The 21,272-nt window shown below is 71.9% G+C and carries 17 protein-coding genes and 2 pseudogenes; 13 read left to right on the top strand and 6 right to left on the bottom strand.

What is annotated here, in order from left to right:
• The first annotated feature begins 111 nt into the window (after nucleotides 1–111).
• Nucleotides 112–1,101 carry an ArsR family transcriptional regulator gene (locus tag STRCI_RS24840; protein WP_269661165.1) on the top strand — a complete coding sequence of 330 codons (990 nt, stop codon included), beginning with the start codon at nucleotides 112–114 and terminating at the stop codon, nucleotides 1,099–1,101.
• A 64-nt stretch (nucleotides 1,102–1,165) separates the two neighbouring features.
• Here the strand turns inward: STRCI_RS24840 and STRCI_RS24845 are convergent, their stop codons facing one another.
• The 4 genes and pseudogenes from STRCI_RS24845 to STRCI_RS24860 form a co-directional block, all read right to left on the bottom strand.
• Nucleotides 1,166–1,747 carry a peptidoglycan-binding domain-containing protein gene (locus STRCI_RS24845; protein WP_269661166.1) on the bottom strand — a complete coding sequence of 194 codons (582 nt, stop codon included), beginning with the start codon at nucleotides 1,745–1,747 and terminating at the stop codon, nucleotides 1,166–1,168.
• Between the two features lie 367 nt (nucleotides 1,748–2,114).
• A pseudogene (locus STRCI_RS24850) lies at nucleotides 2,115–2,987 on the bottom strand (protein kinase domain-containing protein); the annotation flags it as partial.
• A 92-nt stretch (nucleotides 2,988–3,079) separates the two neighbouring features.
• Nucleotides 3,080–3,813: pseudogene (locus STRCI_RS24855) on the bottom strand (FHA domain-containing protein).
• Between the two features lie 200 nt (nucleotides 3,814–4,013).
• On the bottom strand, nucleotides 4,014–4,613 hold the full coding sequence (locus STRCI_RS24860; protein ID WP_269661167.1) for a hypothetical protein: 600 nt from the start codon (nucleotides 4,611–4,613) through the stop codon (nucleotides 4,014–4,016).
• Nucleotides 4,614–4,873: 260 nt separating this feature from the next.
• Between STRCI_RS24860 and STRCI_RS24865 the strand changes: the two genes are divergently transcribed.
• The 5 genes from STRCI_RS24865 (at nucleotide 4,874) to STRCI_RS24885 (ending at nucleotide 10,316) form a co-directional block, all read left to right on the top strand.
• Nucleotides 4,874–5,728, top strand: coding sequence for a bifunctional methylenetetrahydrofolate dehydrogenase/methenyltetrahydrofolate cyclohydrolase (locus STRCI_RS24865; protein WP_269661168.1), 855 nt, complete (start codon nucleotides 4,874–4,876; stop codon nucleotides 5,726–5,728).
• Nucleotides 5,718–6,185: a DUF3017 domain-containing protein gene (locus tag STRCI_RS24870; RefSeq protein ID WP_269661169.1), complete on the top strand. Its 468-nt coding sequence runs from the start codon at nucleotides 5,718–5,720 to the stop codon at nucleotides 6,183–6,185. Before STRCI_RS24865 ends, STRCI_RS24870 begins: the two co-directional genes overlap by 11 nt.
• Before the next feature lie 661 nt (nucleotides 6,186–6,846).
• Nucleotides 6,847–8,097: a helix-turn-helix domain-containing protein gene (locus STRCI_RS24875; protein WP_269661170.1), complete on the top strand. Its 1,251-nt coding sequence runs from the start codon at nucleotides 6,847–6,849 to the stop codon at nucleotides 8,095–8,097.
• 314 nt (nucleotides 8,098–8,411) lie between these two features.
• Nucleotides 8,412–9,401 carry a malate dehydrogenase gene (locus tag STRCI_RS24880; RefSeq protein WP_269661171.1) on the top strand — a complete coding sequence of 330 codons (990 nt, stop codon included), beginning with the start codon at nucleotides 8,412–8,414 and terminating at the stop codon, nucleotides 9,399–9,401.
• A 126-nt stretch (nucleotides 9,402–9,527) separates the two neighbouring features.
• Nucleotides 9,528–10,316, top strand: coding sequence for a hypothetical protein (locus STRCI_RS24885; protein WP_269661172.1), 789 nt, complete (start codon nucleotides 9,528–9,530; stop codon nucleotides 10,314–10,316).
• A gap of 7 nt (nucleotides 10,317–10,323) precedes the next feature.
• On the opposite strand, the gene STRCI_RS24890 is transcribed toward STRCI_RS24885, so the two are convergent.
• Nucleotides 10,324–11,214, bottom strand: coding sequence for a bifunctional helix-turn-helix transcriptional regulator/GNAT family N-acetyltransferase (locus tag STRCI_RS24890; RefSeq protein ID WP_269661173.1), 891 nt, complete (start codon nucleotides 11,212–11,214; stop codon nucleotides 10,324–10,326).
• 72 nt (nucleotides 11,215–11,286) lie between these two features.
• On the opposite strand from STRCI_RS24890, the gene STRCI_RS24895 reads away from it, so the two are divergent.
• The 3 genes from STRCI_RS24895 (at nucleotide 11,287) to STRCI_RS24905 (ending at nucleotide 14,140) form a co-directional block, all read left to right on the top strand.
• Nucleotides 11,287–11,850, top strand: a complete 564-nt coding sequence (locus STRCI_RS24895; RefSeq protein ID WP_269661174.1) for a DinB family protein — start codon at nucleotides 11,287–11,289, stop codon at nucleotides 11,848–11,850.
• A gap of 137 nt (nucleotides 11,851–11,987) precedes the next feature.
• Complete coding sequence (locus tag STRCI_RS24900) at nucleotides 11,988–13,166, top strand: NAD(P)/FAD-dependent oxidoreductase (protein ID WP_269661175.1); 1,179 nt, start codon at nucleotides 11,988–11,990, stop codon at nucleotides 13,164–13,166.
• A gap of 80 nt (nucleotides 13,167–13,246) precedes the next feature.
• The gene (locus STRCI_RS24905; protein WP_269661176.1) at nucleotides 13,247–14,140 is read left to right on the top strand and encodes an RNA polymerase sigma-70 factor; all 894 of its coding nucleotides are present in this window, start codon (nucleotides 13,247–13,249) and stop codon (nucleotides 14,138–14,140) included.
• Here STRCI_RS24905 and STRCI_RS24910 read toward each other — a convergent pair.
• Complete coding sequence (locus tag STRCI_RS24910) at nucleotides 14,137–14,931, bottom strand: LolA-like protein (RefSeq protein ID WP_269661177.1); 795 nt, start codon at nucleotides 14,929–14,931, stop codon at nucleotides 14,137–14,139. The genes STRCI_RS24905 and STRCI_RS24910 overlap by 4 nt on opposite strands.
• Before the next feature lie 171 nt (nucleotides 14,932–15,102).
• On the opposite strand from STRCI_RS24910, the gene STRCI_RS24915 reads away from it, so the two are divergent.
• The 4 genes from STRCI_RS24915 to STRCI_RS24930 are packed head-to-tail and all read left to right on the top strand — an operon-like array spanning nucleotide 15,103 to nucleotide 21,272.
• Nucleotides 15,103–16,602: an aldehyde dehydrogenase family protein gene (locus STRCI_RS24915; protein WP_269661178.1), complete on the top strand. Its 1,500-nt coding sequence runs from the start codon at nucleotides 15,103–15,105 to the stop codon at nucleotides 16,600–16,602.
• Between the two features lie 40 nt (nucleotides 16,603–16,642).
• A complete protein-coding gene (locus tag STRCI_RS24920; RefSeq protein ID WP_269661179.1) occupies nucleotides 16,643–18,172 on the top strand; it encodes a GMC family oxidoreductase in 1,530 nt (509 codons plus the stop codon).
• Nucleotides 18,172–19,338, top strand: a complete 1,167-nt coding sequence (locus STRCI_RS24925) for a quaternary amine ABC transporter ATP-binding protein (protein WP_269661180.1) — start codon at nucleotides 18,172–18,174, stop codon at nucleotides 19,336–19,338. Before STRCI_RS24920 ends, STRCI_RS24925 begins: the two co-directional genes overlap by 1 nt.
• On the top strand, nucleotides 19,338–21,272 hold the full coding sequence (locus tag STRCI_RS24930) for an ABC transporter permease (RefSeq protein ID WP_269661181.1): 1,935 nt from the start codon (nucleotides 19,338–19,340) through the stop codon (nucleotides 21,270–21,272). Before STRCI_RS24925 ends, STRCI_RS24930 begins: the two co-directional genes overlap by 1 nt.

Here is a 21,272-nt window from a genome sequence, read left to right on the forward strand (position 1 = left end):
ACCCCGAGCGCCCTGGCTTGATCTCCGCTGCCCGGCCTCGTGCGGCCGGCTCGCTCCGCACCGACACTGGTGCGGAGCAGAGCAAGAGCCGACGCAACGGGGGATCGACACATGCTCCGCATTCACTTCACCGAGGTGGATCTGGCGAGGACCCGACTGGCCTCCGCACCCGATCCGCTCTTCGAGATCGCGGCGAGCCTGCACCGCTTCCAGTCCCGGCGGGGCAGGTGGGCCTACGCCGGGTGGTACCGCACGGCACGGCGGCAGCTGCACGAGAGGGGGCTGGAACGGGCGCTGCGGAGCGTGCTGCTCCCGCTGTATCCGAGGGCCGCGTACTTCCCGGACTTCCGCACCCCGGTCGACGCGGTGGACGGCCTGGAGGCGGGGCTGGAGTCGATCCTGGCCACGCCCCGGGAACGGGTCGGGGCGGAGCTGGCCCTGCTGGACCGGACCGTCGGAGCACCCGCGTGGGCCGGGCAACTCGCCGCTCCACAGGCGCGCGAGGAGTTCATGGGCCTGCTGCGCGCCTATCACGAGGCCGTCGTCGTCCCGCACCAGGAGCAGGTGCAGGCGCGTATCGAGGCGGAGCGGGCGGCCCGGTGCCGTGGGCTGCTCGACGGCGGGGTGGAGGGGATGCTCGCCGGACTCGGGCCCATGCTCCGCTGGCGCCCTCCCGTCCTGGAGGTCGCCTACCCCCGGCAGGCCGCCGACCGGGACCTGTACCTGAACGGCCGGGGACTCACCCTCGTCCCCTCCTACTTCAACTGGGGCGAGCCGGTCGCCTTCGCCGACCCGGGACTGCCGCCCGTGGTCTGGTACTCGCTGCTGCACGAACCGCAGGCCGGCGCCGCCGACCCCGAGAGGTCGCTGGCCAACCTGCTCGGACGGGCCCGGGCGGTCGCCCTGCACACCGCGTCCGCCGGCGCCACGATCGGCGAGATCGCGCGCGCCGCCGGGGTGTCGGCCTCCGCCGCGAGCAGACACGCCACCGCCCTGCGCGACGCGGGACTCATCGCCTCGGTCCGGCACGGGCCGAGCGTGCTGCACACCCTCACGCCCACCGGCGCGTCCGTCCTGCGCGCCGCGCGGGGCGAGCCCTGAGGGCAACGGCGACGGCCCGCCGGTTCCATGACCGGCGGGCCGTGCTGGTGCTACGGGGCGGGCGTCAGCTGCAACCGCTGTTGGACTTGTAGGTCGCGTAGTGCCACACGTTCTTGTGGTAGAAGCGGTACTTGCCGTCCTCCGTACGGAAGATGTCGAAGTAGTACCGCGAACCGTGGTAGCGGATCTTGTACTTGGTGGCGTTGGTGGAACCGGTGCTGCGGTACTCCAGCTCGCCCGCGCGGGTGGAGGAGTTCCACTTGTCGTCGGCCGCGCCGAAGGTCTTGTTGCCGACCTTGCCGTCCTGCGTCAGACCCCAGGCCTTCTGCAACTGCTTCGTGGCGTAGGCGGTGTTCGAGCCGAACCTGCCGTCGATGTCGGCGTAGTCGAACTGCGTGCCGTTGCTCTCCTTGACGCCCTCGGCGTACAGGATGATCTGCCACAGGCAGGTCGCGTTGGTGTCGTTGTGCGACGCCGTCGACAGCGTGCCCTCGTCGGCGAAGTCGTCGTAGAACGAACCGCCCCCGCTGATGTAGCCGTTGGACGCGGATGCCGAGGCCGGCGACGCGCTCACCGCGAGCGTGCCGGCGACGGCGGCGCTGATCGCGGCGGTGGCCAGGCGGGTGCGGGTCATGCGAAAGGTCATGCGGGTCCTTCCCCCGTGGAAGAGATGTTCGAAGTGGCGATTGCCGTGATCATGATGACGGAGGGAAGGGGATCAAGGGAAGTTGCATGTGTAACGGGTATGCCGCAGAACCGTCTTCAGCCGGAACGCGCTCCCGGGTCCGGACGCCGTCGCCGCTCTCCGGGTGGTGCCCCCGGCCGCCGTGGCGGGGGCGGAGAACGACGGTGACGGAAACCGTTCGGGGAGCGACGCGCCCCGCTGACCTCAACTGTCGCCCGGAGAGGGCGGATCCGGCGACCCTGTTGCGGTGCAGCGCAAAAGCCCTGTCCACGGCGGGAGAAGGCGATGCTCCGGCCGCCGCGTGCGCGGATCAGGCACAGTGCCGCCGGCGCACGGCGGCGGCCGCGCACCGCACCCGCCGGGACAGCGTCGCCGTGTCCACCCGGTCGGCGTGCGCACGGGCCAGACAGTCCCGGACGATCTCCCGCCAGGCGTCCGGGAGTTCGGGGGACAGCCGTAACTCGCGCGCTCCCCTCGCGTACCGCATCACCGCGTCGCAGCGGGCGTCCGTGGTACCGCCGGGGAGGGGGAACGCGCCGGTCATGAGCTGGTGGGCGAGGACTCCGAAGGCCCACACGTCGGCGGCCGGACGGATCCGCGCGCCCCGCTCGTCCATCTCCGGCCACAGCAGCTCCGGAGGCGAGTAGTCCGGGGTGGAGAAGGCGGGCGCGTAGGCGTGCGCGCCCTCCATTTCCGCGGCCAGGCCGAAGTCCGCCAGCCGGGCCGAACCGTCCCCCATCAGCAGGACGTTGGCGGGTTTCAGATCCCCGTGCACCCAGCCCGCCCCGTGCAACTCAGCCAGGCCCTCGCAGATCTCGGCGAGCAGCGGACCGGGCTCCGCGACCCGCGCCGCGTCCAGGGACCCTTCCGCCTTCTCCAGTACGAGGACGGTGGCGCCGTCGAGTTCCGGCCGGCCGGGGTCGTCGACGGCCGGCGTCTCGTACATCCGGATCAGCCGTGGTGACCGCAGCCGGCCGAGCAACTCGACCTCCCGGTCGGCCAGTTCCCGCAAGTGACGCAGCCGGCGCGGGGAACGGCCGCCGGTGGGCAGGAACTTCAGGGCCGCGGCCCCCGGCCCGCCGGCACCGGCGCGTCGGCCCGCGTAGACGGTGGCGAACGCGCCCGAGGCCAGGGGATCGAGGACCTCCCAGCTCCCGACCCGATAGCCCCTCGGGACGCGCACAGGCATGACGTCGTTCATCCTCGATCCCCCTTTGCCGCACCGCACCCCCGGCCGCGCCCGCATCGTCACACGTCGGTGTGCCGTGGATCACTTCCGCGAACGGGAAGACTTCAGCGCGCACTCATTGCCGCATCGAGCACCGCCAGATCGTCCTCGCGCACGAGGTCGAAGCGGAGCGCCAGCGAGACCAGCGTCTCCTTCTTGCCGTTCACGCGCTGTCCGGGCTCCGCGGTGTCGGGGCCCGGTCGCAGGCCCAGCTTCAGGGCGAGGTAGTCGATGTTCCAGTAGACGGCGGAGCGGCTGGCCGCGGGCCACACCGGGCGCAGCCGCTCCACCAGTTGCTCCACCGCGGGCAGCGGGGCGTGCGGTGCACCGCGCAGCCGGGGTTCGCACAGGGCGGCCAGCACCGTGAAGTACCGCTTGGTGCGGTCGAGGGCGAACGCCGTGCGGTCAGCGGCCCGGAGAGCTCGTGCCGGGCAACGCTGCGGAAGCTGTGCCGGGGGGCCCAGACGTCGAAGGTGAGCAGGTCGCCCGCGGCCGGGAGGACCACACGGGCGAACTCGAAGGGCACCGGGGCGTCCACCCGGCCGGGCGCGACCTTGATGTGCTCGCCCGCGCCCTCGGGGTTCTCGACGACGTAGGTCTGGTCCTTGCTGAGGTTGGTCAGCAGCCAGTAGGTGCGATGGGCGGTGATCTCCCCGGCGATCCGGGGGACCCCCTCATGGGCGATGGTCAGTCCGCCGGGTGTCCCGGTTCGGCCGAACACGAGCCGTTCACCGGTGCCGATCCTGATCTGGTCGTCCGTATGCGCGCAGGCGGGAGGTACGACGATGACGCTGTACATGGACTCGTCCCCTTGTCCGATCCATGAGGGCCACCCTCCCCCGGTCCAACGAAGGCGAGGGTAAGGGACGAGCCCCTGAGATCGGCAGGGTTGTCCGCCGCACGGCGAGTCGGTGAACGCGGGACCGCCGGGGACGCACGAGGGCCGTGCCCACCTCGTTCGGGTGGGACACGGCCCTCGGAGTGGACTGTGCGAGGCGCTCAGAAGCGCGGGCGGTTGAACCACTCGGCGCTGGTCCGCTTCGCCGCGAAGATGATCAGCAGGATCGCCACGATGATGATGAGCAGGCCGATGCCCCACGCGGCGATCATGAAGATGCCGGTGATGATCGCGAACGAGCCGTAGACGATGGAGCAGACCCGGACGCCGTTGCCGCCCTTGGCGTACTGGACCACCAGCGCCAGGCCGAGCAGCGCGAAGACCGCGGCGAGGCCGATGAGGAAGACGAGGATGCCCTTGCCGAGGTCGGCGATCGCCTCGGCCTGCGAGTTGTTGGAGAGGTCGGCCTCGGCCACCAGCTCGTCCCACTGGGTCAGGCTGTAGCCGTACAGCGCCGCGATGACCGCGTGCGCCAGCACGATGACACCGAGCATGATCTGCGCGGCGCGGGTGATGCCGGGCATCTGGGCCGGTCCGGCCGGCGGATAGCCGTAGCCCTGCATCGGCGGGGCCGCGGGGTAGGCGCCGTAGCCCTGCTGCGGGACTCCGGGCGGGGCCTGCTGCGGGTAGCCGTAACCGGGAGCGGGGGGCTGCTGCTGGGGCGGGGGCCCGTAAGGGCTGTTCGGGTCGCCGAAACTCATGGCGATGTTCCTCCGTGTGAACCGATGTGTGGGGACGACGAGCGGCACGGTTCGGAGGAAGGTTCAACAGATGCGGTTCGTCCCCCCGGTACTGCCCGCGGCACTGTGCCGCAATCGTGTTTCAGTGGCCGGTTCGTTGTCCAGCCGCAATCCGTATGTGTTGTGCAAGTGCAACCTCGCTGATCATGCCAGGGTCCAAGGGGTGGATACGCCGGGACCCGGATTGGAACCGGGACCCTGTCATCCGGGAGGATGGGCCCATGACCGCCCAGATTCTCGATGGCAAGGCCACCGCAGCCGCGATCAAGTCCGACCTGACCGCCCGGGTGGCGGCGCTGAAGGAGAAGGGCGTCACGCCCGGCCTCGGCACGATCCTGGTCGGGGACGACCCCGGCAGCCAGAAGTACGTCGCCGGAAAGCACCGCGACTGCGCGGAGGTCGGCATCGCCTCCATCCAGCGCGAGCTGCCCGGTACCGCGACCCAGGAGGAGATCGAGGCGGTCGTACGGGAGCTGAACGAGGACCCTGCCTGCACCGGCTACATCGTCCAACTGCCGCTGCCCAAGGGCATCGACGAGAACCGCATCCTCGAACTGATGGACCCGGACAAGGACGCCGACGGTCTGCACCCGATGAACCTCGGCCGGCTCGTCCTCAACGAGCCCGCCCCGCTGCCCTGCACCCCCAACGGCGTGCTGACCCTGCTGCGCCGCTACGGCGTGGAGATCAAGGGTGCGGAGGTGGTCGTGGTCGGCCGCGGGGTCACGATCGGCCGCCCCATGCCGCTCCTCCTCACCCGCCGCAGCGAGAACGCCACCGTGACCCAGTGCCACACCGGCACCCGCGATCTGTCCGCGCACCTCAAGCGCGCCGACATCATCGTCGCAGCCGCCGGTTCGGCCCACCTCGTCCGCCCCGAGGACGTCAAGCCGGGCGCGGCCGTGCTCGACGTCGGTGTCTCGCGCAGCGCCGAGGGCAAGATCGTGGGCGATGTCCACCCGGACGTCGCCGAGGTGGCCGGCTTCATCTCCCCGAACCCTGGCGGTGTCGGCCCGATGACCCGGGCCCAGCTGCTGGTCAACGTGGTCGAGGCGGCGGAGCGCAGTGTCGACTGAGCCGGTGGGGGACGACCACGAGGTGCGGGACGCGGTCAGCGCGCCCGACGCCGAGGGCCGGCCGCGCCGTACGACCCGCCGCTTCCCGCTGTTCACCCGGGACACCGCGCGCCCCGAGGGCGGCGGCCGGGCGGCACCCGGTGACGCCCCGGCGCCCGCCCGCCAGTGGCCCATCCTGCTGGTCACCGGGCTGGTCGCCGTCGGCCTGCTGGTGACCGCCCTGGACGCCTTCCGCGCCGGGACCCTGCTGATCGGCGCCGCCCTGCTCTGCGGCGGCCTGCTGCGCTGGATACTGCCCGGCGTCGGCATGCTCGCGGTCCGCTCCCGCTTCACGGACATCGTCACGTACGGCGTGCTGGGCACCGCGATCGTCCTGCTCGCCCTGATGGTGCAGCCGAACCCGCTGCTGGAGATCCCGTTCCTGAAGGACACCCTGCACTTCACGGTCAGCAACTAGCGCTCGTACGTACGCACAGCGGCGGTCCGTCCTCTCCCCCGAGCAAGGACGGGCCGCCGCCGTGCGTTCACCCTCCCGCGCCGGGAAGCCCCGGTTCAACGGCCGGCAGGGCGCTGTGGCACAGCGGTGACCGTTCCGACACGGTGTGCGGGCCGTGCCACAGGGCGCGGTCCCGCGGAACCGATCACCGTCCGCCGTCGTCTGCTCAGGGCGGCCGTGGGGCCGGCGGTGGCGCTGGTGCTCGCGGTGGTGATCGGGGCTTTCGTACTGGGCTGAGAAGGCAGCGAGTTGCGTGCTGTCCGTGACGGGATATGTGCGTTCTGTGTGTCGATGTGTTGACAAGTTTGCGGATTTGGAAGGAAGTCGTTCGACAGTCGGGCTAGCCTGGCCAATCGGGACGGTCCGGGACGTCCCGAACGGCTGTCAGCGGCGTCACCGGGGGGAGACCGGCCGCAGGGGAACGGGCGGTGGAAGACTGGACCGCGGCCCGGTGGGCGTGCGACGGTGCATGCCCACAGCCCCCATGCTCCCGTGCGCCCCCACCCCGGGAACTGAGATCCTGACCGGGCGCATCCCTGTGGGTAGCCACATCGGGGACTCGGCAGAGGGCACGCGCGCGGGGGATAGAGACAGCACGACCGGGGGGAAGAGGGGGGAAGCAATGCCTCGTTGGCGGGACTTGCCGGATGAACTGGATCCGCAGGTCAGAGAGTTCGCGAGCCAGCTGCGCCGACTGGTGGACCGCAGTGGTCTGAGCGTCGCGGCGGTGGCCGACCGGACGGGTTACAGCAAGACGTCCTGGGAGCGGTATCTGAACGGGCGGCTGCTGGCGCCGAAGGGTGCCATCGTCGCGCTGGCGGAGGTCACCGGGACCAATCCGGTCCATCTCACGACGATGTGGGAGCTGGCCGAGCGGGCGTGGAGCCGTTCGGAGATGCGGCACGACATGACCATGGAGGCGATCCGGATCTCCCAGGCGCGGGCCGCGCTCGGGGAGTTCGGCGCGCCTCCGGCGAACGCCAAGGGCAGCAGGACGGCCCGCCGCGGCGGCAGCGCGACGGCGACGCCGGGCGTGGCGGGACCGGCCGGCGTGGCACCCACGGTGCCGCCGCGGTCGACGGCGCCGGCGGCGGGCCGTGACGACCGGGACGCGGGCGCGGTGCGTGACGCGGGTCCGGTGCGGGACGCGGCGGAGGAGGCGGCGGCCTCGTCGTCCTCGTCCTCGTCGGCGGGGTCCGGCGCCAACTCGTGGGGGCTCCAGGGCTATCGGGGCCCGTCCGCGGTGAGCGGTACGGGCGGCCCCGGCGGTGGCGGCGGCACCGGCGGTACGGCATCGGCGACGCCCTCCACCCCGTCGTACGCCGAACCCCCGCGGGCGTCACGGCGCGCCGGCCCGCCTCCGGGCGAGGGCGGGGGCAAGCGCCGGCTGACGATGTTCCTGGCCGGGGTCGTGGGGGTGCTGGTCGTCGTGGCGGCCGTGTTCTTCCTGACCGACCCGGGCGGCAAGAAGAAGGACGAGGGCGGCGACGCCTCCCCGTCCCCGACGGTCACCAAGGACGTCGACCTGCCGCCGGGCGTCAAGTGCAGCGGAGCCTCCTGCACGGGCAAGGACGCCGAGAGCATGGGGTGCAGCGGCGATCTGGTGACGACGGCGCAGACGGCGACGGTCGGCACCACGGTCGTCGAGGTCCGTTACAGCGAGACCTGTGGCGCGGCCTGGGGCCGCATCACCCAGGGCACCCAGGGCGACAAGGTCAGCGTGAAGGCCGGCAAGTCCGAGCAGACCGGCGCCATCACCCTCGCCGAGGACACCATCGCCTACACCCCGATGGTCGCGGTGAAGGACGCGGGCGACGCGACGGCCTGCGTGACCCTGGCGGCGGGGCAGGAAGGCTGCACGCAGGAGCCGTAACAAGTTCCCGGGGCGCGGGAATACTCCGCTCCATCGGGGGCACGCGCCCCGTACCCCCACGGGAGTCCGGCATCCGGTACCCCCACAGGCGGCCGTCCCAGTCCCACCTCTCCCGGACCGGGCGGCCGCCTCTTTCATGGGCCGGGGGTTGCCTCTTCGGGGTGCTGTGGGCTGGGCCACACCGACCCGGACGTCGGGGATCACGCGGGCGCGATAGCCTGACCGCTGGATCTCTTGATACCAAGAGATCGATCATCTGTACGTCCGTACCGGGGCAGTGCCGCCCCACCGCCAGCTGTCATACGGAGAACGCCATGACCCGCACTCCCGTGAACGTCACCGTCACCGGCGCGGCCGGCCAGATCGGTTACGCCCTGCTCTTCCGCATCGCCTCCGGCCAGCTGCTCGGCGCGGACGTGCCGGTCAAGCTGCGCCTGCTGGAGATCACCCCGGCGCTGAAGGCCGCCGAGGGCACGGCCATGGAGCTGGACGACTGCGCGTTCCCGCTGCTTCAGGGCATCGAGATCAGCGACGACCCGAACGTCGCCTTCGACGGCGCCAACGTCGCGCTGCTCGTCGGCGCCCGCCCCCGCACCAAGGGCATGGAGCGCGGTGACCTCCTGGAGGCCAACGGCGGCATCTTCAAGCCGCAGGGCAAGGCCATCAACGACCACGCCGCGGACGACATCAAGGTCCTCGTCGTGGGCAACCCGGCCAACACCAACGCCCTGATCGCCCAGGCGTCCGCCCCGGACGTACCGGCCGAGCGCTTCACCGCGATGACCCGCCTGGACCACAACCGCGCGCTGACCCAGCTCGCGAAGAAGACGGGCTCCACGGTCGCCGACATCAAGCGTCTGACGATCTGGGGCAACCACTCCGCCACCCAGTACCCGGACATCTTCCACGCCACCATCGCCGGCAAGAACGCCGCCGAGGTCGTGAGCGACGAGAAGTGGCTGGCCGACGACTTCATCCCGACCGTCGCCAAGCGCGGTGCGGCGATCATCGAGGCCCGTGGCGCCTCCTCCGCCGCCTCGGCCGCCAACGCCGCCATCGACCACGTCCACACCTGGGTCAACGGCACCGCCGACGGCGACTGGGTCTCCATGGGCATCCCGTCGGACGGCTCCTACGGCGTCCCGGAGGGCCTGATCTCCTCCTTCCCCGTCACCACCAAGGACGGCAAGTACGAGATCGTCCAGGGCCTGGAGATCAACGAGTTCTCCCGCGCCCGGATCGACGCCTCGGTCGCCGAGCTCGCGGAGGAGCGGGACGCGGTCCGCGCCCTCGGCCTCATCTGAGCCCCGGCTCCCTCAGCACAGCCCGCACAGGCCCCGTACCGGTTTCGGCCGGAACGGGGCCTGTGGCCTGTTCTGCCGCTACCGTCGGAAAAGCGGTACCGGGTACGGCGATTCGGGGGACTCGCGATGAGCGGCTGGGGACACGAACCGAGCGAGGAACGCGGCCGGGCCCCCTGGTCCGCGCGCCAGCCGGACGGCACCGTACCGCCGTGGTCCACGGCCGAGACCCAGACGTACGGCGGCCACCGGCCCGCCCCCGCCCCGCCGCGTGCTCCGCGTCCTCGCCGCCTGGTCCTGGCCCTGCTGGCCGCGGTCGTCCTGGGTGTGGGCGCGGGCGCCGGGGTGTGGGTCCTGATCAGGGAGGACGACAGCGGCGGCGCGGCCGGGGCCATCGAGGTCACCGCGACGACTTCACCGCCGTCCGGGACGAGCACCTCGCCGTCCGCCGGGATGTCGACAGCCCCGGGATACCGCCGCGCCCAGGACCCCGTCGGCTTCACCCTCCTCGTCCCCGAGGAGTGGATCCGCCGTCAGAAGGCGGGCGAGGAGGCCCCGGTGGTCTTCTACGACGCCCCGGACGACGGCCGTCAGCTCCAGATCTTCAGGGTCGCCGAGCCGACCGTCGAGGAGTCGCTCGCGCAGGCCGAGAACGCCCCCGGCTACGGCTTCGCGAGCCGCCCCGGCTACCGGGCCCTCGCCCGCGACTCGGGCTCCGGCTTCGAGGAGCTGACCTACCGCTACGACGACGAGGACAAGGGCCCCCGTCTTGTCGTCGACCACCGCTTCGAGGCCGCCGACGGCACGCCGTACGCGATCCGCGCCAGCGGCCCGGAGGAGCTGGCCCCCGAGCGGATCCGCGCGCCCCTCACCACGGCCCTGACCTCCTTCTGCCCGGCGGCCGGCGCGTGCGGGTGACGGGACGTCAGGGGCTCGGCAGCCGCTTCTCGAACCAGTGGCTCGCATAGACGCTGTCGTCGTAGCGCGGGATCTCGGTGTACCCGCAGGCCCGGTACATCGCCTGCGCCTCACCGAGCGCCGCATGCGTGTCCAGCCGTACGACCGGCAACCGCCGGGCGGACGCCTCGCCTTCGAGCGCGCCGAGCAGCCGCCGGGCGAGTCCCAGGCGGCGGGCGGCGGGGTGCACCCACACATGCCGGATCTCGCCCACTCCGGGCTCCAGCCGCCGCAGCGCCCCGCAACCCACCGGCGCGCCCTCCTCGTACGCGACGAAGAACGCCCCGGCGTCGCCCGAGACCTCCCCTGGGCGGACGAGGTCGGCGGGGTCGAAGCCCTCGGGGAAGCGGGCGTCGAGGTCGGCGGCGTAGGCGTCGAGGCACGCGCGGGCGTCCGCGCTCGCCCCGTCGACGAGACAGACGCTGATGGCGGCCAGGCGCAGCAGGCGGCGGGTGGTGGACATCGCCTCGGCCAGTTCGGCGCGCTGTTCCGCGGTGAGGCCGCCGAGCAGTTCGGCCACCAGGGCGTTGGCGCGGCGCTGCTGCTCCTTGAGCTCGATGCGGCCGGCCGGGGTCAACTCGACCATCCGCAGCCGGTTGTCGTCCGGGTGCACGCTGACCCGGATCAGGCCCTGCGCCTCCAGCGCCTTGGCCATCCGGCTCAAGTAGCCCGCGTCCAGGCCGAGTCGGTTCCGCAGCTCGCGCAGGGAGACCGGCTCCGCGATCTCGAACAGCAGCCGGGCCTCGCCGAGCGGGCGGTCCTGGCCGAGATAGTGGTCGTCGAGGGCGCCGATCCGGCGCGTGAAATAGCGGTTGAAGCGGCGGAATGCCGTCACATGTTCCGTCGACACGGGTTCCATATTTCTTTGACTTTAGTCAAACGATTCGGAAGAGTCCAGTGGTTGTCAGTACCCGCGCCTAGGCTGCGGCGCATGAGTGAGAACACCGAGATCTTGCTTGAACCCCCGGTCGCGGGCGACGAGGCCGACACCCTGGTCGGCTCCCTGGAGCGGCAGCGCCGCACCTTCGCCTGGAAGTGCGAGGGCCTGGACGCGGCGGCCCTGGGCACCCGCCTCGCGCCCTCCGCGCTCACCGTTGGCGGACTGATCAAGCATCTGGCCCTGGTGGAGGCCGACTACTTCACCCTGCGACTGCTCGGGGAGGACCCGGGACCGCCGTGGAACACGGTGGACTGGGACGCGGAGCCGGACTGGGAGTGGCGTTCGGCCGCCGGGCACACCCCCGAGGAGCTGTACGCGCTCTGGCTCACCGAGGTCACCCGCTCCCGGGCGAACATACGCAGGGCACTGGCGGACGGCGGCCCCGGCGGGCTCGTGTCCTACACCACACGGGCCGGTGAGTCGCCCAGCCTGCGCCGTCTGCTGATCGACATGGTCGAGGAGTACGCGCGCCACCTCGGCCAGCTGGACCTGATCCGTGAGTCGATCGACGGCCGGGTGGGGGAGGACCCGCCGGAGGACTACCGGCCGTTCTAGTCCGGTACCGGCCGTGCCGAGGCCCGCGGGAGCGGGTGTGACGTGGGTCGCATCGGCGACCTGTCACGTCCGCGGGGGGCCGCTTGTCCCATGGGCGTCACCGGTACGGAAGCCGGTGCCGAACAGGGGAGATCGAGATGTCGAACGGCCACCACATCGTGGTTCTCGGCGCGGGCTACACCGGAATGTTCGCCGCGGTGCGGCTGGCTCACCGCACCCGTCGGACGGGCGTGCGGATCACTCTGGTCAACCCGACGGGCCGGTTCGTGGAGCGGCTGCGGATGCACCAGGTCGCCGCCGGACAGACGCTGGCCGAGCACCGGATCCCGAGCATGCTCGCGGGAACCGGTGTCCGGTTCGTCGAGGGCACCGCCACCGCGATCGACCCCGAGGCGCGGACCGTCACCATCGGCGGGGACATGTCCCTCGGCTACGACACCCTCGTCTACGCGCTGGGCAGCTCGACCGACACCGGCAAGGTCCCCGGCGCCGACGCCCACGCGTTCACCCTCAACAGCATCGAGATCGCGGGCCGGTTCGCCGAGCGGCTGACCGAGGTCGCCGCGGCCGGCGGCACCGTCACCGTCTGCGGCGGCGGTCTGACCGGTGTCGAGGCGGCCACGGAGATCGCGGAGAGCCACCCGGGACTGCAGGTCACGCTGATCAGCCAGGACGAGCCCGGCGGCATGATGGGGGACAGGGCCCGCGGCTACCTGCACCGTGCGCTGGACCGGCTCGGCATCAAGGTGGAGAGCGGCGCCCGGGTCGCCAAGGTGCTGCCCGAGGCGGTCGAGCTGGCCGACGGCCGGATCGTCCCCTCCGCCGCCTGTCTGTGGACCGCCGGGGTCAAGGTGTCGCCGCTGGCCGCCGAGGCCGGGATCGCCACCGACGAGCGGGGCCTGATCGTGGTCGACGGCTCGCTGCGGTCGGTGTCCCACCCGGAGATCCATGCCATCGGTGACGCCGCCGCCGTCCGGCTGGCCTGGGGGCGGATCCACGGCACCTGCCAGAGCGGGCTGCCCACCGCGCAGTACACCGCCGACACCATCGCGCGGCTGGTCAGGGGCAGGACCGTGAAGCCGTTCCGGTTCGGGTACTTCCACCAGCCGGTCAGCCTCGGCCGCCGGGACGCCGTCATCCAGTTCACCAAGGCCGACGACACCCCCGCCCGCTGGTGGCTCACCGGGCGAAGCGCCGTGATGTACAAGGAGTTCGTCAGCGGCAGCCCGTTGCTGACCTACCGGTTCAGCAAGCGCATGAACGTCACCACCGTCGTCTCCAAGGGTGGCCGGGCCACCCGCAGGCCCGCGGTATGACAGGCGTGCTGGCTCCCAGCGCGGTGATAAGGGCCTTGCCGCCCGGTTCACGGCGCTGGGAGCATGACGCGGTGATGGACATGGCCACGGGGCAGGACCCGTATCTCGAACACCGCCGGCTGCTGTTCGCGACCGCCTACCGCATGCTGGGCAGCGTCGCCGACGCCGAGGACGTCCTCCAGGACGCCTGGCTGAGCTGGAGCACCGCGGACCGTTCGACGATCCGCCACCCCAGGGCCTATCTGGTGCGCACGGTCACCAACCTCTCCCTGAACCGCCTCACCTCGGCCCGGGCCACCCGCGAGACCTACGTCGGCCCATGGCTCCCCGAACCCCTGCTGACCTCGCCCGACATCGCCTCGGAGGCAGAGTTGGCCGACTCCGTCTCGACCGCGATGCTGGTCGTCCTCGAAACCCTCAGCCCCGTCGAACGCGCCGTCTTCCTGCTCCGCGAGGTCTTCGGCTACTCCCACACCGAGATCGCCGAGGCCCTGGACCGCCCCGAGCCGACGGTCCGCCAGATCGCCCACCGGGCCCGAGCGCATGTGCAGGCCCGCAGGCCCCGCTTCGACGCCGACCCCGCCCAACGGCAGCAGGTCACCGACCAGTTCCTCGCGGCATGCTCGGGCGGCGACCTCAACGCCGTCATGGAACTCCTCGCGCCCGAGGTGACCTCCTGGGCCGACGGCGGCGGCAAGGTCACCGCGGCCCGCCGTCCGATGCACGGCGTCGAGAACGTCGCCCGCTGGATGCTGGGCTTCATGGCCAAGCCCGAACTGGCCGCCATGACCATGGAGTCCGCCGTCATCAACGGCGAACTCGGCATCCTGGCCAAGCTCGACGGGCAGACCATCGGCGCCCTGACCTACGACGTCGCCGACGGCCGCATGCACAACCTGCGGTTCCAGGTGAACCCCGACAAGCTCGGCGGACTGACCCCGGACAACGGCCTGACGCTTCCCGGAGTGCTCTAGACGCTCTGCAACTCGTCCTGGAGCTTGTCGATGTCGACCGTGTCGTCCGCCGACGGAGTCCGTGACGGCACCGGCTCGTCGTACTCGGAGAACCTCAGCCGCACATCGATGTCCTCGCCGCGCTGGCCGGCCTCGACCAGCAGGTGCGGCGAGTCGGCGGTGACGTAGAGCGTGGTCCGCGCGCCGTCCACCTCGCCGGTGAGCGGGATGACGTCCACGCCGCCCCGGGTGGTCTCCTCGCCCTTCTTCAACGAGGTCGTCCCGGGCGAGGAGCCGGAGTCGACGTCCCGCTGGAAGTTGCTCAGATCGCAGGTGTCGGCCATGCCCTTGAGCAGCGCGTCGTCCGTGGAGCCGTGGATGTAGCGGTCCTCGAACAACTCGGCCACCGCGTCGCCCTCACCGCCCGGCACCTGCGCCTTCCAGAACGCGGTGTCCGGCTTCATCCACACCTCGTCGCCCCGTTTGACGATCTCGACGCTGCCGCCGTCCGAGCCCATCTCCATCGTCCCGACGCAGTTCCCGGACCGGTCCAGGGACAGCTCCATCGACGTCGGCTGGGTCCGGCTCGTCTCCGTGCCCGCGCTGCGGTCCGTCAGCTTCAGATGGACCGACTTGGCGTCGAGGAGGTTGGACTCCGCCTCCTCGGCGAGCTCCTGCGCGGTGGGATCGTCGACCGCTGCCGCCGTCGGTGCCAGCAACAGCGTCGCGCCCACCGCGGCCGAGATCAGCGCCCTGACGGCCATCGGCGTCACCTCCGTGGTGCACGGCCTGGTGCGCGGCCTGGCGCGCATCACTCCCCAGGTTACGTTTTGCCCTATTTGCCCGCATGTTCAGTGACGCCGCCCACTTTCGGCCCCGAAACGCGCATGCATCCGGGGGCCCCGGGCAGGCGGACGCGGTCCCCGAAGGTGACACCCGTGTGACTCAGGGGAACGGAACAGGAACGGAAGGCAATACCGATCATGGCAAGGCAGCACGAACGACGGACGATCCATGTCGACGGCGAGTGGCGGGACGCGATCTCCGGAGCCACCCGAGACATCATCGACCCAGCGGACGCCCGGCCCTTCGCCGTGGTCGCCGAGGGCGACGAGAAGGACACCGACCTGGCGGTCGAGGCCGCCCGCCGCGCATTCGACCAGGGCGACTGGCCGCACACCCCGGTCGCCGAGCGCGCCGCCCTGCTGCGCCGCGTCGCCGACCTCCTGGTGCGCGACCGCGAGGAACTCGGCCTGCTGGAGAGCCGCGACGCGGGCAAGACCCTGGAGGAGGGCCGCGTCGACATCGACTGTGTCGCCGACGCCTTCCGCTACTTCGCCGGCCTTGTCGCCGCCGAGGCCCCGGGCCGGGTGGTGGACGCGGGCTCGCCCGACATCCACAGCGTCGTCGTGCACGAGCCGGTCGGCGTCTGCGCCCTGATCACCCCCTGGAACTACCCCCTCCTCCAGGCCAGTTGGAAGATCGCCCCCGCGCTCGCCGCCGGCAACACCTTCGTCGTCAAGCCGAGCGAGATCACCCCGCTGACCACGATCGCCCTGATCGACCTGCTGGCCGAGGCGGGCCTGCCGTCCGGCGTCGCGGGCATCGTCACCGGGCCCGGTCACTCGGTCGGCGCCCGGCTCGCCGAGCACCCCGACGTCGACCTCGTCTCCTTCACCGGCGGCCTGGTCAGCGGCATCAAGGTCGCCCAGGCGGCGGCCCCTTCGGTGAAGAAGGTCGCCCTCGAACTCGGCGGCAAGAACCCCAACATCGTCTTCGCCGACGCCTGCGCCAGCGCGGAGGGCTTCGACACCGCCGTCGACCAGGCCCTCAACGCGGCCTTCATCCACAGCGGCCAGGTCTGCTCGGCCGGCTCCCGCCTGATCGTCGAGGAGCCGATCCGCGAGCGCTTCGTCGCCGAACTCGCCCACCGGGCCGGGCAGATCCGCCTCGGCCGCGGCACCGGCACCGGCGTGGAGTGCGGCCCGCTCGTCTCCGAGCAGCAGCGCGCGAAGACCGAGTCCTACGTCGCCTCCGCGCTGGCCGAAGGCGCCGTCCTGCGCACCGGCGGCAAGCGCCCCGAGGGCCTGGGCGACGGCTACTTCTACGAGCCGACCGTCCTCGACGCCTGCCACCGCGAGATGAAGGTCGTACGCGAGGAGGTCTTCGGCCCCGTCCTCACCGTCGAGACCTTCCGCACCGAGGACGAGGCTGTCGCGCTCGCCAATGACACCGAGTACGGCCTGGCGGGCGCCGTCTGGACCGCCGACGCCGGACGCGCCCGCCGGGTGGCCGGCCGGCTGCGCCACGGCACCGTCTGGATCAACGACTTCCACCCCTACCTCCCCCAGGCGGAGTGGGGCGGCTTCGGCAAGAGCGGCGTCGGCCGCGAGCTGGGCCAGGCCGGACTCGCCGAGTACCGCGAGAGCAAGCACGTCTACCAGAACCTCGCGCCGAAGCCGGTCCGCTGGTTCGCCGGCTGAACTCACCCGCCCTCCCCGCATCTTCTGGAGCACCGACCCCATGCCTGAGAACACCCATGTCTACGACTACGTCGTCATCGGCGGCGGCACCGCCGGCTCCGTCATCGCCTCCCGGCTGACCGAGAACCCCGATGTCAGCGTCGCCGTCATCGAGGGCGGCCCGAGCGACGTCGGCCGCGACGACGTACTGACCCTGCGCCGCTGGATGGGCCTGCTCGGCGGCGAACTGGACTACGACTACCCCACCACCGAACAGCCCCGCGGCAACTCCCACATCCGGCACAGCCGCGCCCGTGTCCTCGGCGGCTGCTCCTCGCACAACACCCTCATCGCCTTCAAGCCGCTGCCGTCCGACTGGGACGAGTGGGAGGCGGCCGGTGCCAGGGGCTGGGGCGCGGTGCCGATGGAGGCGTACTACGCCCGGCTGCTGAACAACATCGTCCCGGTCGACGAGAAGGACCGGAACGCCATCGCCCGGGACTTCGTCGACGCCGCGCAGAAGGCGCTCGACGTGCCGCGCGTGGAGGGCTTCAACCAGAAGCCGTTCACCGAGGGCGCCGGCTTCTTCGACCTTGCCTATCACCCGGAGAACAACAAGCGGTCCTCCGCCTCGGTGGCCTATCTGCACCCGGTGATGGACGAGCGCCCGAACCTCACGATCCTGCTGGAGACCTGGGCGCACAAACTGGAGCTGAACGGCACCCGCGCCGAAGGGGTCCACGTACGCGCCAAGGACGGCGCGGAGTTCCTGGTCCAGGCCCGCAACGAGGTGCTGCTGTGCGCGGGCGCCGTCGACTCGCCCCGGCTGCTGCTGCACTCCGGCATCGGCCCCCGCGAGGACCTGGAGGCGCTCGGCATCCCCGTCGCCCTCGACCTGCCGGGCGTCGGCGAGAACCTCCTCGACCACCCCGAGTCGGTGATCGTCTGGGAGACGAACGGCCCCATCCCCGAGAACTCCGCGATGGACTCCGACGCGGGCCTGTTCGTCCGCCGCGACCCCGAACACGCGGGCCCGGACCTGATGTTCCACTTCTACCAGATCCCCTTCACCGACAACCCGGAGCGACTGGGCTACGAACGCCCGGAGTTCGGCGTCTCGATGACCCCCAACATCCCCAAGCCGAAGTCCCGCGGCCGCCTGTACCTGACCAGCCCGGACCCCTCGGTCAAGCCCGCCCTGGACTTCCGGTACTTCACCGATGAGGACGACTACGACGGGCGGACGCTGGTCGACGGCATCCGCATCGCCCGCGAGATCGCCAAGGCCGAGCCACTGGCGGGCTGGCTCAAGCGGGAGGTGTGCCCGGGGCCGGAGGTCGTGGGCGACGCCGAGCTGAGCGAGTACGCCCGCAAGGTCGCGCACACCGTGTACCACCCGGCGGGCACCTGCCGCATGGGCGCGCAGGACGACGAACTCGCTGTGGTGGACCCCCAGTTGCGGATCCGCGGCCTGGACGGCATCCGTATCGCGGACGCCTCCGTCTTCCCGACCATGACGGCGGTGAACCCGATGATCGGCGTGCTCATGGTCGGGGAACGAGCCGTCGACCTGATCGGTGGTGATGCGTGATGAGTACTCCCGTGTTCTCCGTGAACGGCCTGTGGAAGGTCTTCGGCCCCAAGGCGTCCAGAGTCCCCACCACCCCCGAACTCGCGGCCCTCCCGCCCGCCGACCTGCGCGCCCGCACCGGCTGCACGGCCGCGGTCAGGGACGTGTCCTTCGACGTCCGCAAGGGCGAGGTCTTCGTCGTGATGGGCCTGTCCGGCTCGGGCAAGTCCACCCTGGTGCGCTGCCTCACCCGGCTGATCGAGCCGACGTCCGGCACCATCGCCATCGACGGCGAGGACGTCCGCGCGATGGACAAGTCCCGGCTGCGCGAACTGCGCCGCCACCGCGCCGCGATGGTCTTCCAGCACTTCGGCCTCCTCCCGCACCGCACGGTCCTCGACAACGTCGCCTACGGCCTGGAGATCCAGGGCGTCGGCCGCTCCGAGCGCCGCAAGCGGGCCGCCGAGGTCGTCGCGAAGGTCGGCCTGGAGGGCATGGAACACCGCAGGCCGAGCCAGCTCTCGGGCGGCCAGCGCCAACGCGTCGGCCTGGCACGGGCACTGGCCGTCGACCCCGAGGTCCTGCTCTTCGACGAGCCCTTCAGCGCCCTGGACCCGCTGATCCGCCGGGACATGCAGGAGGAAGTGGTCCGACTGCACCGCGAGGAGGGCCGCACGATGGTCTTCATCACCCACGACCTGAGCGAGGCCCTCAAGCTGGGCGACCGCATCGCCCTGATGCGCGACGGCGCGGTCGTCCAACTCGGCACCCCCGAAGAGATCGTCGCCTCCCCGGCCGACGACTACGTCCGCGAATTCATCCGCGACGTCCCCCGCGAACAGGTCATCACCGTCCGCACGGCGATGCGCCCCGCCACGACGGACGAAGCGGGCAACGGCCCCGCGATCCCCCCGACCGCGACGGTCTCGGAGGCCATCGAGGCAGTGGCCCGAGCGGGCGCACCGGCCCGGGTCGTGGACGAGGGCCGGTGCCTGGGCGTGGTGGACTCGGCGGCGCTGCTGGGCGTCATCGCGAACGTGACTGACACGGCGGGCGCGGCCGACGCGGCCGACATAGCTGCGGGCAGTCGTGCCGCTGAGGCGGCGCCCGTCCCCGAACAAGGCGCACCCGCCGAGCGCGGGGAAGCGGCCCCACCCACCGCCGACACCAGCGAGGAGCTGGTGTGATGGCCACCGTCACAGCAGCCGCCCCGCGCGCGGCGATCCCTGGCCTGCTGAAGGCCGCCGCCGGACGCAAACTCCTCGTACTGGCCCTCGCCGCCGCAGTCCTCGTCCCCCTCGCCCACGCCCGCTGGGCCAGCGGCGCCTGGCCGACCGCCCTCACCGTCGACCTCACCACCCCCCTCACCGACACCAGCACCTGGATCATCGACAACCGGGACAGCCACCCCCTGTTCCTGTACTTCCTCGGCCACGTCAGCAACGCGGTCGTCCTCGCCGTACGCGCCGTCTACCTGCTCCTCCTCGCCGCGGGCTGGGCCGGCACCACCGCCTTCGCCGCCCTGGTCGCCTGGCGCGTGGCCGGAGCGAGGCTCGCCCTCGGCACCGCCGCCGCCTTCCTGACCTGCGGCGCCCTCGGCATGTGGGTCCCGACCACTCAGACCCTCGCCCTGATGGTGGTCGCCGTCCTCGCCTCGGTCGCGGTCGGCGCGCTCCTGGGCCTCGCCGCGGGCCTCTCCGACCGCCTGGACCGAGCCCTGCGCCCGGTCCTGGACACCATGCAGGTCCTCCCCGCCTTCGCCTACCTCCTCCCGGTCGTCCTGATCTTCGGCATCGGCGTCCCCGCCGCCGTCCTGGCCACCGTCGTCTACGCCGCCCCGCCCATGGCCCGCCTCACCGCCCTGGGCCTGCGCGGCGCCGACAAGGAGGTCCTGGAGGCGGTGGACTCCCTCGGCGCCACCGCCCGCCAGCGGCTGCTCACCGCCCGGATCCCACTGGCCCGCAAGGAACTCCTCCTCGGCGTCAACCAGACGATCATGATGGCCCTCTCCATGGCCGTCATCGCCTCGGTCATCGGCGCCGGCGGCCTCGGTGACCGCGTCTACCAGGCGCTCGCCTCGGTCGACGTGGGCGCGGCCCTGGCGGCCGGTATCCCGATCGTGCTGCTGGCGGTCGTCCTGGACCGCGTCACCGCCGCCGCGGGCGCCGGGACGGAGCGCACCGGCCGCACCGGCCGTGCGGGCTGGGCGTACACCCTGGTCGCCGCCCTCGCCGTAGCCATGGCCGGACGTCTCATGAACCGGCTCGACTGGCCCGACGCCTGGGTGCTGAACATCGCCGAGCCGGTCAACCGGGCCGTCGACTGGATGACCGCCCACCTCTACTCCGGCGTCCCCGTCATCGGCGGCACCGCCGAGTGGGCCGGCCACTTCACCACCTGGGTCCTGGACCCGGTACGCGACGGCCTGCAGTGGCTGCCCTGGTGGGCCGTACTGCTGGTGGTCGCCGCCCTCGCCTGGCTGATCGGCACCTGGCGCACCGCGCTCACCGCGACCCTGGCCATGGCCGCGATCGGCGTCCTCGGCGTGTGGGAGCCGTCCCTGGACACCCTGTCCCAGGTCCTCGCGGCCGTCGCCGTCACCCTGGTCCTGGGCTTCGCGACCGGTATCGCCGCGGCCCGCAGCGACCGCGTGGAGCGTCTGCTGCGCCCGGTGCTGGACGTCTTCCAGACGATGCCGCAGTTCGTGTACCTGATCCCGGTCGTCGCCCTGTTCGGCGTCGGCCGCGCTCCCGCGGTCGCCGCGGCCGTCGTCTACGCGCTGCCCGCCGTCGTCCGCATCACCGCACAGGGCCTGCGCCAGGTCGACCCCGCAGCCCTGGAGTCGGCCCGCTCGCTCGGCGCCACCCCCGCCCAGCAGCTGTGGCAGGTCCAGCTCCCGCTCGCCCGCCGCTCCCTGCTGCTCGCCGTCAACCAGGGCGTGGTCCTGGTCCTCGCCGTCGTGATCATCGGCGGCCTGGTCGGCGGCGGCGCGCTCGGCTACGACGTCGTCTTCGGCCTTGCCCAGGGCGACCTGGCGACCGGCCTCGTCGCGGGCGCCGCGATCGTCTGCCTGGGGCTGATGCTCGACCGGGTCACCCAGCCGACCCGGAAGGGAGCGTGA

This window comes from Streptomyces cinnabarinus, from assembly GCF_027270315.1.
Taxonomy (GTDB): Bacteria; Actinomycetota; Actinomycetes; order Streptomycetales; family Streptomycetaceae; genus Streptomyces; species Streptomyces cinnabarinus.

Excerpts from the sequence above, each read along its gene's own strand:
- STRCI_RS24875 (WP_269661170.1), top strand. The coding sequence starts at position 6,847 with ATGCCTCGTTGGCGGGACTTGCCGGATGAACTGGATCCGCAGGTCAGA.
- STRCI_RS24925 (WP_269661180.1), top strand. The coding sequence starts at position 18,172 with ATGAGTACTCCCGTGTTCTCCGTGAACGGCCTGTGGAAGGTCTTCGGC.
- STRCI_RS24920 (WP_269661179.1), top strand. The coding sequence starts at position 16,643 with ATGCCTGAGAACACCCATGTCTACGACTACGTCGTCATCGGCGGCGGC.
- STRCI_RS24880 (WP_269661171.1), top strand. The coding sequence starts at position 8,412 with ATGACCCGCACTCCCGTGAACGTCACCGTCACCGGCGCGGCCGGCCAG.
- STRCI_RS24930 (WP_269661181.1), top strand. The coding sequence starts at position 19,338 with ATGGCCACCGTCACAGCAGCCGCCCCGCGCGCGGCGATCCCTGGCCTG.
- STRCI_RS24885 (WP_269661172.1), top strand. The coding sequence starts at position 9,528 with ATGAGCGGCTGGGGACACGAACCGAGCGAGGAACGCGGCCGGGCCCCC.
- STRCI_RS24910 (WP_269661177.1), bottom strand. The coding sequence starts at position 14,931 with ATGCGCGCCAGGCCGCGCACCAGGCCGTGCACCACGGAGGTGACGCCG.
- STRCI_RS24895 (WP_269661174.1), top strand. The coding sequence starts at position 11,287 with ATGAGTGAGAACACCGAGATCTTGCTTGAACCCCCGGTCGCGGGCGAC.
- STRCI_RS24865 (WP_269661168.1), top strand. The coding sequence starts at position 4,874 with ATGACCGCCCAGATTCTCGATGGCAAGGCCACCGCAGCCGCGATCAAG.
- STRCI_RS24860 (WP_269661167.1), bottom strand. The coding sequence starts at position 4,613 with ATGAGTTTCGGCGACCCGAACAGCCCTTACGGGCCCCCGCCCCAGCAG.
- STRCI_RS24900 (WP_269661175.1), top strand. The coding sequence starts at position 11,988 with ATGTCGAACGGCCACCACATCGTGGTTCTCGGCGCGGGCTACACCGGA.
- STRCI_RS24845 (WP_269661166.1), bottom strand. The coding sequence starts at position 1,747 with ATGACCTTTCGCATGACCCGCACCCGCCTGGCCACCGCCGCGATCAGC.
- STRCI_RS24915 (WP_269661178.1), top strand. The coding sequence starts at position 15,103 with ATGGCAAGGCAGCACGAACGACGGACGATCCATGTCGACGGCGAGTGG.
- STRCI_RS24890 (WP_269661173.1), bottom strand. The coding sequence starts at position 11,214 with ATGGAACCCGTGTCGACGGAACATGTGACGGCATTCCGCCGCTTCAAC.
- STRCI_RS24905 (WP_269661176.1), top strand. The coding sequence starts at position 13,247 with ATGGCCACGGGGCAGGACCCGTATCTCGAACACCGCCGGCTGCTGTTC.
- STRCI_RS24840 (WP_269661165.1), top strand. The coding sequence starts at position 112 with ATGCTCCGCATTCACTTCACCGAGGTGGATCTGGCGAGGACCCGACTG.